The organism is Nostoc sp. CCY 9925 (genome assembly GCF_963920935.1).
Classification (GTDB): domain Bacteria; phylum Cyanobacteriota; class Cyanobacteriia; order Cyanobacteriales; family Nostocaceae; genus Nostoc.
In genome coordinates this window covers 1-10935 of sequence record NZ_CAWUDO010000172.1, presented here as the reverse complement: position 1 = coordinate 10935, position 10935 = coordinate 1, and the positions used below count along the sequence as shown (strand labels likewise).

The window sequence follows — 10935 nt, the reverse complement described above, 5'->3', positions numbered from 1 at the left end:
GCGATTAAGCTTCTTTAAGTATATATGTACTACATTTAGATGCGTTCGCCCTGCTGGCGAAACAGTTGCTCGTCCTAAAACTACAACACCATCCACCTTGATTAATGGGACATCCAAAATCGTCTTTTTATCAAATCTGACGTGGAGCCGTTCATCGACTTTACCAATAAAAGCATCTTCTTGAGTGACATATACTGTACCCATAATTTCCTCCCAAATTAGTTTTTATTGCTGAAAAACTTACAATCAGCTATCTTCTTGATAGCGCCCTACTTTTTCTACAGCCTGTGGTAGACAGTGAGAATATAAACTACATCCATCACACCGTTTGCATTTGATAGCTTTAGGTATTGCATCTGTAACTAACAGTGTTTGCACAGCTTCAATAGTAGCGATCGCACTTTGACGCAATTGTTCTGAAATCTCGACTAGTTGACGTTGGTGGGAGTGTGCATAATAGATGTAACCATTACTGATGGATTTACCTGTCATTTCTTCTAAACACAAGGCTTGAGCGCAAACTTGTAATTCATCGTTATCCCATTCGCCTTTGCGCCCTCGTTTATACTCAATTGGATACAATTCACCATTTTCTAATTCAATTAAATCTGATTTGCCGATGAGGTTATATTTATTGGATTTCAACCAAATCGCCCTTATTTGCCAAGTTTCTTCGCGGTTTCCTTCACCAACTGTATGAACTCGATCGTGTAAACTTGTACCTTCAATTGTGTATTGATTATCAATAAATTCTCCTGCACAAAACATTCGCCAGCAGCGATGTGGACAGTAAGCATATTGATTTAAAGCAGCAATAGGAATGTAATCACTTTCATTCATATCTTTGATTAACTAGCTATTTCACAATCCAAAATCAAAAATTTTATACTCGGCGTACCATCCCCATCCCCATCGTTGTTTTACGCCCCAATCCTGCATACAAGGCAAAATTGGCTAAGGTATTAATTTGCTTAATTGCCAAGGTTTCAACATCTCCCAAAATTCGATAGCTAATGTTGCCAACACAACCTATAAACTTACTTTCATAGTTGCTTATAACCTCAGTATTAATATCAAAAGCACTTGCATAAATTGATTCAATGGGAATACCAGAAATTTCTCTATCACTATATTTGTTCCAGCGACTAAGGAGGCTGTTAAAAACAGATTCTTTCACGGGGAGAACGTTATCATATCCACCTTGACGAAATGATACAGGTGTAGCAATGGTAAAATTGAGGGTGCAATCGCTATCTGATGCTTTCTCATACAATTGTGTATAGCTGCAAGCATTAGCCCAAGGTTGGATTGATTGGGGCGTGCCTTCAATACTGGTAATATGCAAATTTGCAGAACCCAAATGCCAAGGGCGATTGGGGTTAAGATTCAGCCATAGTGGAGTCAGCTTGCTAAATAAGGTGTCATCAAGCAAGGAGATACGCCACCAGCAGGTAGTACCAGCCGGAATTGGTTTTTGATGACTAATTTGCAAGATATGTTGAGATTGTTTGTGTTGTCGTTGTATTTGCAATGGTGAGAGAGTAAAGGCTTTATCTGCCTTAGAGGTGTGCAGATAGTCTCCCAAAGATTTATCGACAAAACTGACAAGGTTCAGAAATAAGGCGTGGAGATGTCTACCAGTCAAAAAATCGGGATAAATCGGAGATTCGGGAATGAGGTTAAGGACAAGGCTGTGAGGCATACTTTATTTTCTTAATCTAGACTAAGCATTTTCGTACCATTGATACAAGAACTTTATTACTTGGAAGTCTATTATCATGCAATAAAAACTTCATCATCTGGGAGACGTAACTGTTTAAACTTCATTGCCATTGTTAAGATTCCTGACAATCCTGCTAAAAACTCATATTGTCTTTCACCATCATTGCAAACAATATTTATGGGATAGGAAATAATTCCTTGTTTACGTAATTGGAAAATAGCAGCAGCATTAGCTCTGGGACAAATAATTACTCCTGGTAACAAGTATTTTGATAATGCCTGTAATTCAGGCGTTGGTCGTACTGCTTCTCCAATACTACGGATAACTTTACAATTTTTAAAAGCTGTTAGTTTATTTAGCTGCGTATTAACAAACTCTTGTCGGCTACCAATATAACGCATTCTAAAGCTTAGTTTATAGGTTTCGGTAGCACGACTTTTGATTTCGATAAAGTCACCATTTTGAGCAAATTCGTAATAACGTAATAGATGAAAAGGTTCTAACTGTGTTTCTTCAGATTCATCTGCAACTAAATTATGCGGGTCACGAATTGGCAAATTTTCAAAGAGACTATAACGAAAGCTAAATAATGGTGCATAGCTTGTACTAAAAACCTCAGCAAATTCTTTTAGTTCAGCTAATATTTCATGTTTTTTAAACACATCCTCGTATGCTTCTAAGGTTATGCGTCCAGCTTGTAAATCATCCGACTCTTCAGGAGACTTTACCTTGATATAGGTTTTGACGAAAGCCTGACCGCCTTTGATATATTTCCAATCTTTTTTTAATTTTTCTAAAGACTCTTTAGCAATGTTTTCAGCACCTCGTAAAACTTTGATTCTATAACGATAGTCTTCCCAAGTGTGATTTCCTCCCAATACAGATTGTAGAGTCTCAAATAATTTAGGAATTAATTCAGCACCTGAAAGATTTTGCAAAGCTTCTTCAAATTCCGATAAAGGACGTGCGATTTCTAGAGATGCTTCTGAACGCCAGTAAGCTGTTAAAAAAGGCTTATCCAAACAAGGAAGTGTATCAAGTACCTCTTTTAGCGCTGTACGTCCCCCAGTAGTATCTAAAGAAGTTAAACCTTCTTCCCAAGCGTTAGCAGGTAAGTAAGCAATAGCTTCTGATTGAATATTAGTTTCAGATTTACCCAAAACACGCCCTACTCTACCAATTCTCTGCCAAAATGCGGCGCGATCGCGTGCTGAAAAAATCAACCAATCTAAATTTTGCCGTTTCGGTTCAGAATGTCTTTGAAAGTTAAATCCTACATCTACAGTGCTAGTGGCCAAAATAATTTGACACTGCATAGCCCTTTGTCTATCTTTTTTGGGTGCAGGGCCAGTTATACGCCCAATGTAATCACCAATTCCTTGCTGTCGAAGTAAATCTGATAGACAATTAATATTATCAAGAGAGTCAAGAATTAGAGACCATTTATAAAGTAAATCTTTAGACGGCTAGATGTGACTTGAATGAAAAAATGGGCTTTTAGCTCACTTTATGCTTCACAAAACAGATATTCATTTTATACTTCGCAAAAATAGTGAAAGTAGAAAACTCCTTTCTCCATGTAATACACGGTTTTGTTACCCTAACGCTGTATTACACGGTAAAGGTTATGCTGAGACGAGATATTCAAGGGAAATTTACCCTCAAAAACGATGATTATCGTCAAGTCCGCTCATTGAGACTGACTGATGACACCTGGAAAGCATTGGGGATCGCCGCTGAGTGCTTAGGAATGACAAGGGCAGATTATTTAGAAGAAATCGCTCTAAGCAACGACCTACCAAGTAATACACGGGTTGAAGTTGACCCCTTTCCGTGTATTACACGGGGAAATAAGAATCAAGCTCAACAACCAGACATGGCTCAAACGCATACACCAACACCGCCCAACATGACAGAACTTGAAGTTTTACGAGACCAAGTGTTACAGGAACTAAAATTAGGTAAACAATCCTAGAAGTACAAAACAACCCAAAAGGCTCTGAATCAATTCATCACTCTATTGAGCAAAAGATTGTAAATTTTCTACCTACTCCCCAACCTGATCTCGCTGTGGCTTGCGTTGTCCAACATTTCTACGTCCATTTTTCTTGGGAACTGCTTCAACATTTTCCGACTCAGTTGTTAAAGATATTACCTCATTCTTAGAAGGTGTAGCTTGTGGCATTTCCTCTGAAACTACAGCAGTATCCTTCTTATGCTGTGTTTGTCTCTTCTTGGGTGAGGTTTGCACTTCTGCTGTCTCCGTCACAGAACTGAGTGTATGCTGTGTCGTTTCCGTTACCACCACAGGAGATTCCTTTTTCTTGCGAGTTTGTCTTTTCTTAGGCTGAGTTTGTACGAATGCTACCTCAGTCATAGAAGTTTGAGTATCCTGCGTTGTTTCTTGGCTGTCCTGCATTGTTTCCGTAACTGCCACAGGGGCTTCCTTCTTTTTTCGAGTTTGCTTCTTCTTTGGTTCCGGGCTACTAGCCATTGAAACTGGATTAGGAGTATCAGCCTGTACCGTCTCTGGGTCAGAACGTTTTTTTCGAGTTGATTTAGAGGTAGCAGAAGAAGAAACAGGTGCAACAGTAGACTTTACTAGAGGTGATAAATCCACAATCCCACCAGGAACAGAAGTCGAAGTCATCCCCATCTGTAACAAATGCCATAAATGTTCGCGGCGACTTTCCATATAACAAAGTTTTTGTTCTCCCTCAGTCGCCTCTATCGCCATCCGCTCACACTGAGCCAGCGACAGAGTATGTTCATGCAACCGTTCCAAAGTCAGCTTTTCTCCCAAGTCTGCTCGGCATCAATATCCACCATCATCCGCCGCTCATAAAATGGCTCTCCTAACAACCTCAGTGCTGTGCGGTAATAATCAGCGCGATTAAACACCCCACCATCAGGAGGTCGCGTTTCTACCAGTAACAGTGGCATTGGAGAAACATTACCATTGCGATAGCCAGACGAAAGAACACTATTCTGGTCAACAATAGTCCCACTTAAGCGTCTAGTAATTTGCCGAATCATTGTCGTCTTTCCCACACCAGAAGGGCCATACACCAGGACATGAGCAAACCCCGCCGGTTCACGAATTGCACCCATCAGCAACATATCCACTTGCGCCAATTGGGGATGAGATATCGCATATTCTTTAAATTGGTTGAGTTGGGACTGTGCTAATTCTGAAAGATTCCCGCTAAAACAGTTGGACATTACCTGTATTCCTCAAAGATAGGCAGTTTTGTGACATCCAAAAGTTGGACATTTTCCGACTCATGTCGAATGGCGATATCTTTGCTGTTGGGTGGGACTGCTATGGACTGTGGTATAACTTGTAGGGGGGAAACAGACGGTACACCTTGTCCTAAAGATGTTAAATTTTCCCGTACACTTTTGGCTTCTAAATCCCGTAATCTTTGCAATAGCAGCGTTTCATGCTCTTGCGCTTTGGCAATAAAATCCGCTAATCGTTTAGCTGAGATATTCGTACTAACGGAATTACCCTTGTCTTTTTTTCTGATTTCCTCTGCGGCTAACAGCACTTCTTTCTCTGTACGTCCCACAAAGGTGCTGTAATACTGGGAAATACATTTTACCCAACGTCCTTCCAGATAGGCATAAGCTACACCCATATCAAAGGGGTCATAGCGCACGGGAACTTTGGTTTTCTCAACGGCGGGATTACGGAAAGCATCGCTCCAGTAATAAAGGTAATTGACTTTAATTCCTTGTCCCGGCTGGACTTTAGCCGTTCCTTTAGCTGTACTGGGACGTGTGGCCATGAGAAAGTCTTCGTTGTAGGCGATGTGTCGGTGTTCTCGTTCCCCCGCTATCAGCAATCTATCGGTATAAACTTGCAATGGTGTTGCCCCCAGGGAATCATGCTCACTGGTATCATAAATGGTGTATGCCCACTCAGTGAGGTAAGTATATAAATCTGCCAATGTCCACACGGCTTGTTGTTTGGGGTCAACAGAGGAAGTAATTTGTCGTGGTTGTTTGCTGGCTTGGGTGTTACCTAAGAGGTTGTATACAAACTCGGTATTTGTTGTGCCGAATAATCGTTCAATGACTGAACCAAAACGTGGTTTGCCACCGGGTCTGGTTTTTTTGATGCAGTGGTAGCGTGCTAGTAGGGTGTCAAAGTAGATACTATGAAATTCTTTGCCTCCATCTACGACTACGGCTTGAGGAAAACGACCAAATCGCTGGACACAAGACCGTAGTGCCATCATGCAAGACCTGTAAGAAGGTGGGTCAAAGGTGAGATAAAGGGCGAGGATACGTCGGGAATAGGCATCAATGAGTAATGTTAGCCAAGGTCTTCCTAAGTTCCGTCCTGTGGCGATTGAGCGTAGTTCAATGTCTAGTTGGGTGTGGTCAATGTGGGTGATGGCAAAGGGTCTGTCTCCGTGTCGGGGCGTGGTTAGGGCTAGTTCTAAGATTGTTGGTTCTGTTGGGTATGCGGCTTTTGCGCCCTGACGTTTTTTGGTTTGTTCGTGGATTGGTCGCTGTTTGAGGCGGTGATAAAAGGTACGAGAACTTAGGGGTTGTATATTTAATTCGTTACAAGCTCTTACATATAACCTATATACTGAAGCTGCTGGTGCTTGTCTTGGTGTCTCGAAGTGTTCAGTAATAAATTTATTTAGTAATTCGCTACCACCTGTGGGTGCTTTGGGTTGACGATTTCCTCTACTGTTTGTAGGTGGCAGTAAACCAACGTAACCGCAACCATACTTGGTTTCGGCTTCTCGAAACTGTTTTACCCATCGTTTCAAGGTACTGGCAGGAATATCTTTGTAGATATCTGCGTGGCGTTGAATATAGGCTTGTACTAGATGATATCGGTGATTTGCTTGGCTGAGGTCGCTCGGAGAGGCGGCATCCATAAGTGCTTGGACTGCATTATTGATGGATGCTTGTTTTTCTGAGGTTTGAATTTTGATGTTGCCGCTTTCCAATAGTTGCAGGAAATATGCTGTTGGTATTTGGATGGGTTGTCCAATTTCGGGTAGGAGTGTGGTGGTAGTTTCGCCAAAGTTTACTAATGTCCAGGGCTTAGAGTCCCATAGCAGGATTGTGGAAGGTAAGAGTGCTGCGGGTGCGGGTATTTGTTGATGATGCTGTGTTGTTATGGCTAGATGTATGTAGGCTTGATGGGTTTGTTGATCTGGATATAGTTGTACTCGCCAGTGTTCTACTAGGGGTGTTGCATACAGGTCTACGTAGAGTTGTTCTGTGGCTATCATGGCGTAGATGTCGTTAGCTCTGACTCCGGGTATTGAAGCAAGTGTGGCGGTTATGGTGATTCCGGGGTTGGCTTGGATTGCGGTGAGTATTTGTTCTGTGATGGTTTGGGGGATGTTGGTGTTGAATCTCAGATAGTCTTCTAGGAAGATGAGGTTTTGGGTGAAGATGGGATGCAGTTCGCTATCGGTGCGGATGTGGTATTTGAGTCCATAAGAAGAGGCATGGGCTGTTCCCGGTGGGCTGTGCCATTTCCCGTCGGCAGTTTTTTGGTAGCGTCCAGGGTATTTTTCGGCTAGTCGTTTGAGTTCGGTTTCGGTTTTCCATTCTTCCCAGGCTGCTCCCGACGTTCTCAACACGAAGAAGTCTGGGGTATGGTAGTGACCTATTTTTCGCCCTGTTTTGTTTTGGTACTGGATTTTGAAGGGGGGTGGCTGGTCGTAAAACTCTAATACGTCTGGGTCGTGTTCCATTTGGTAGATTGCCCACAGTTCTACGGTGTGGCTTTCAAATTGGATGGTTTGACCCATTTTCCGGCTGGGGTAAACTCCGCTGACGTTTTTGGCGCGTCCTTGTACTCTCCGTGAGGGTGGGGCTGACCTGATTGTGGCAATTAGGTCTTTTGTCTGTGCCGTTAGTTGCTGTTGGGAACACCATTGGTCAAATTCAGAGGAGTTCATTGATGCCACAGGTGATAGGTGTGTGTTTGTGCTGATTTTTTTCTTCACTCCCCCCAAAACCCTATATTTAAAGGCAGTTTTGGGGTTTCACTACACAAGCCTATATTACTGATTACGGGAGGAGTGAAGCATATCTTGGTGATTTTGAATCATATTTTGGGATGAAAGTTGATTTTTATACTGCTAAAAGCTGTTTGTTTGATTGGGGTTTTGTCCTTAGCGGTTTTTTCAACTTATGTTCATATTATGGTGCAGAAAATCTACTTTAGCTCATTATTTGATTGCAAAGTTTTATTTCGCTTTCTCCCATAAAGCTTATTTTGTCGTTAATTATGGCTCATTTTATGGTTCACAATTAGCTCATTTTTTCATTCAAGTCATACTAGACGACGTAACATAATACGAGTCATAACGGCATATATGGCAGCTTCGCTCATTTCAGGGAGACGCTCGTAATCCTTACTCAAACGATGGTACTGGTTAAACCAGGCAAATGTTCTTTCTATTACCCAACGCTTGGGTAAAACTTCAAACTCTTTACCAGCACGGCGCATGACCTCAACATGAGCTTGAATCATCAACCAAACAGCCAGGGCAAACTTATCACCGTCATACCCAGAGTCAACCCATAAAACTTCAACTTTTTCTAATAATTCTGGGCGTTCCTCCACCAGTTCCATCAAAGCATAGGCAGCAAGCAATCTTTCAGGGGCATTGCCTTCACTCACAACCACTTTGAGCAAGAGACCAAGGCTATCAACGATTGTCTGGCGTTTCCTTCCTTTGACTAGCTTGCCACCATCAAAGCCGTACACATCCCCCTTTTTTCAGCCGTTTTTACCGACTGACTATCTGCGGCGATCGCGGTAGGTTGTGTTGATTTACCCAGTTTTGTGCGAACTTGGCCGCGCAGTGTATGGTTTAGTTTTTCCCAGACTCCCTTGCGCTGCCATTTGCGGTAGTAACTGTAAACTGTTGAACTGGGTGGAAACTCCCCTGGAAGCATATTCCATTGGCATCCCGTTTTTAAGTGATAGTAGATAGCATTGCATATCTCACGCATATCTGTTGTGCGTGGATGCCCTCCTGCTTTGGCTGCTGGAATCAATGGGGCCAAGATTTCCCACTCCATATCAGTTAAGTCTGTGGGGTAAGACTTTCGTGCCATGAGTAGCTATGTAAATACACTATATTTTATGTATCCTATCTTTCCAACAGTCTTTTCCTATTTGCCTTTATATTTACTTTATAAATAGTCTCTAAGATTTAGCAAGGTTTGGTCTTGCTCTTGAGTCAAAAATACCCTTAAACGTGCGCCCATACACAAATCACCTTATAGATGCACTCTCCGTATTATATATCTTAACATAGCTGACTTTTTTGATGCCCACTTACTTAATTGGAGAAATTATTCCTAAGTGTAAATATTTAAAGCATTCATAATTTCTTACTTCTTTGAACAGGTCTTTATACTCTGCACAATATTCATCTACGAGCGCAACTGTTGGGGGAGCATCTCTGGCTAAATGGCTAAATGTTTCAGGATTTGTAACTCTACATCCATTGCTCCGCTTTCCTTTTAGGGTTTTCTTTTTTTCTTCTTTTATTCAGAATACCCGGAAAGTGACAGAAGAGGGTTAAAGGCTGATTAGCTTAGTATAGCCTATACGTGCATAAAATCCTACGTTTCTCGCCCTACTAGCATGCACCTCTAATTTGACCGTTGTCTTCGACCAGAAATTCATATTTATAATTGCTGATTCTTTTTGATTGATATACATATTGTCCCATTGTCTACCTCCCCCACCACTAGACCATAGCTTGGCAGTATATGTATTATCCGGTGATAATATCGTTATTGTTAGTATTACAGTTCCTCCCCTCAGATACTGTGACGCTTCAAAATGATAATTCCCATTTTCATCCAGACTTTCATAAACGTCAGCAGTTCCGGATATTTTTAGCTGTTCCTTTACTGCTGTGGACTCCGGTAGTACGATGCCTGCTTCTGCCGCAACTAAATTACTCTTTATATCCTCTCTCACTTGTTCAAAAATTAGGTCAAATGCTTCCTTGAATCCAGATTTTTCAGTACTCATTGTAAATATCCTTTTTTTTTCAACTTTTGCTTAGATAGTTTGCCAAAGTCTTAGGGCAAACGCATCTAAATTACTCTTGATCACAACGTAGGTTAAGAACCAACGAAAAAATCTTTCCTTTCGCGCTTGATTATTTTTGAAGCCCCAAAGCGGTCGCCTAAAATTTTCGCAATAAGCAAGAGTTAATGACATTAATTTTAGCTCTATTGAGAATAGACTTTACTTATTGACATTACGCGGCCGCCCTGCTCCGAAAACCTCTCTGCTTGTCGTCCCGGTAGATGAAATACCGATTGAATCGTTCCCAACGTCGCTATAATAAATGGAGGCTCCCTTTCGTCCGGTTTTATTTTCGTTTCGCCATTGCTCGACCACCTCCTCATTTACCCAGAAAGTAATGCTGCCTCGAAGCTTTAGCGCTGAATCGTATTCTTTCCAGTTACAAACTTTATAGCTGGCTTTGGCTTTCGTGTTCATGATCAAACTGGCAGCCCAGTTTCAAAGTGGGTGTGAAATGGGGACAAGTAAAATTTACCATTTTTCCCTATTCACGGAACAACGCCGTTTTGTACTTGGCTTGGCTTTCGTATTCATGGTCAAGCTAGGAGCCAATTAGTTAGTAGAATTAGGAAGGGATAAGTACATTGGTTACAAGTTAAGCCTGTAACTGTTTTGTCAAGAGGCTTTCAGAGAATTGTTGAAAAAAAACTGGTCAGACCCTCGTTGAAGATCGGGAAAAGGAGCGACAATTAACTTAACATTAGGGTTTCGTTTCTGTTTGATAATACCTAAATCTCGATTTTGGGGGTCATGGCTGGACTCAATCGCTCAATTACTTGTCTAGATTGAATTTCTCACTATTTTTGACCTTTGCAAATACTACCCTTGACAATTTTTTCTTTTCCTTAACTTGTCACCAATGATCACCCTATCAGTTTTAGCAGTTTTTGACCCCTATTTTCTCAGTTTTTGTTATGAATCCGGGTTAGTGGTAGGATTTCAAGATGCTCATCAGCATTTTGACGGCTTTGTTCAACGGCAGTGGCAAAGTCTGCAATAGTTGGGTATTCAAAGACGTAGTGCAACGGCAGATCCACTTGAAATAGCTCTCGTACTCTGGAGATAATTTGAATACCAAGAATTGAATCGCCGCCCAATTCAAAAAAGTTATCAT

Annotated in this window: 10 protein-coding genes and 2 pseudogenes; 1 reads left to right on the top strand and 11 read right to left on the bottom strand. The window is 41.5% G+C overall.

Annotated features, from left to right (window positions below; all coding sequences use genetic code 11):
- From ACM0OY_RS37990 to cas3, 4 genes are all read right to left on the bottom strand, one after another.
- On the bottom strand, positions 1 to 204 hold a 204-nt coding region (locus ACM0OY_RS37990; protein WP_414573879.1), incomplete at its 3' end, for a CRISPR-associated endonuclease Cas1.
- A 42-nt stretch (positions 205 to 246) separates the two neighbouring features.
- Positions 247 to 840: a CRISPR-associated protein Cas4 gene (gene cas4 / locus ACM0OY_RS37985; protein WP_414573878.1), complete on the bottom strand. Its 594-nt coding sequence runs from the start codon at positions 838 to 840 to the stop codon at positions 247 to 249.
- 43 nt (positions 841 to 883) lie between these two features.
- Entirely contained in the window at positions 884 to 1702 is an 819-nt protein-coding gene (gene cas6, locus ACM0OY_RS37980) for a CRISPR-associated endoribonuclease Cas6 (protein ID WP_414573877.1), read from the bottom strand.
- A 74-nt stretch (positions 1703 to 1776) separates the two neighbouring features.
- Positions 1777 to 3156 (bottom strand): type I-D CRISPR-associated helicase Cas3', encoded by a 1380-nt coding sequence (gene cas3, locus ACM0OY_RS37975; RefSeq protein ID WP_414573880.1) that lies wholly within the window; start codon positions 3154 to 3156, stop codon positions 1777 to 1779.
- Positions 3157 to 3350: 194 nt separating this feature from the next.
- Here cas3 and ACM0OY_RS37970 point away from each other — a divergent pair.
- A pseudogene (locus tag ACM0OY_RS37970) lies at positions 3351 to 3695 on the top strand (hypothetical protein); the annotation flags it as partial.
- Positions 3696 to 3770: 75 nt separating this feature from the next.
- On the opposite strand, the gene ACM0OY_RS37965 reads toward ACM0OY_RS37970, so the two are convergent.
- The 7 genes and pseudogenes from ACM0OY_RS37965 to ACM0OY_RS37935 all read right to left on the bottom strand — a co-directional run.
- A complete protein-coding gene (locus ACM0OY_RS37965; RefSeq protein WP_414573876.1) occupies positions 3771 to 4526 on the bottom strand; it encodes a hypothetical protein in 756 nt (251 codons plus the stop codon).
- Positions 4511 to 4945: an AAA family ATPase gene (locus ACM0OY_RS37960; RefSeq protein ID WP_414573875.1), complete on the bottom strand. Its 435-nt coding sequence runs from the start codon at positions 4943 to 4945 to the stop codon at positions 4511 to 4513. The genes ACM0OY_RS37965 and ACM0OY_RS37960 overlap by 16 nt, the downstream gene beginning before the upstream one ends.
- Positions 4945 to 7662: a TnsA endonuclease N-terminal domain-containing protein gene (locus ACM0OY_RS37955; protein WP_414573874.1), complete on the bottom strand. Its 2718-nt coding sequence runs from the start codon at positions 7660 to 7662 to the stop codon at positions 4945 to 4947. The genes ACM0OY_RS37960 and ACM0OY_RS37955 overlap by 1 nt, the downstream gene beginning before the upstream one ends.
- Before the next feature lie 377 nt (positions 7663 to 8039).
- Positions 8040 to 8830, bottom strand: a protein-coding gene (locus tag ACM0OY_RS37950; RefSeq protein WP_414573873.1) for an IS5 family transposase whose coding sequence is annotated in 2 segments (ribosomal slippage) — positions 8040 to 8491 and positions 8491 to 8830 — 792 coding nt in all. Because the reading frame shifts where the segments join, the coding sequence is not laid out codon by codon here.
- Between the two features lie 226 nt (positions 8831 to 9056).
- A pseudogene (locus ACM0OY_RS37945) lies at positions 9057 to 9226 on the bottom strand (IS701 family transposase); the annotation flags it as partial.
- Positions 9227 to 9299: 73 nt separating this feature from the next.
- The gene (locus ACM0OY_RS37940) at positions 9300 to 9761 is read right to left on the bottom strand and encodes a hypothetical protein (RefSeq protein WP_414573872.1); all 462 of its coding nucleotides are present in this window, start codon (positions 9759 to 9761) and stop codon (positions 9300 to 9302) included.
- Between the two features lie 962 nt (positions 9762 to 10723).
- A partial coding sequence (locus ACM0OY_RS37935) for a phosphopantetheine-binding protein (protein WP_414573871.1) occupies positions 10724 to 10935 on the bottom strand: 212 nt, incomplete at its 5' end.

Coding starts and splice junctions, on each gene's coding strand:
- ACM0OY_RS37955 (WP_414573874.1), bottom strand. CDS start 7,662: ATGAACTCCTCTGAATTTGACCAATGGTGTTCCCAACAGCAACTAACG.
- ACM0OY_RS37940 (WP_414573872.1), bottom strand. CDS start 9,761: ATGAGTACTGAAAAATCTGGATTCAAGGAAGCATTTGACCTAATTTTT.
- cas4 (WP_414573878.1), bottom strand. CDS start 840: ATGAATGAAAGTGATTACATTCCTATTGCTGCTTTAAATCAATATGCT.
- ACM0OY_RS37960 (WP_414573875.1), bottom strand. CDS start 4,945: ATGTCCAACTGTTTTAGCGGGAATCTTTCAGAATTAGCACAGTCCCAA.
- cas6 (WP_414573877.1), bottom strand. CDS start 1,702: ATGCCTCACAGCCTTGTCCTTAACCTCATTCCCGAATCTCCGATTTAT.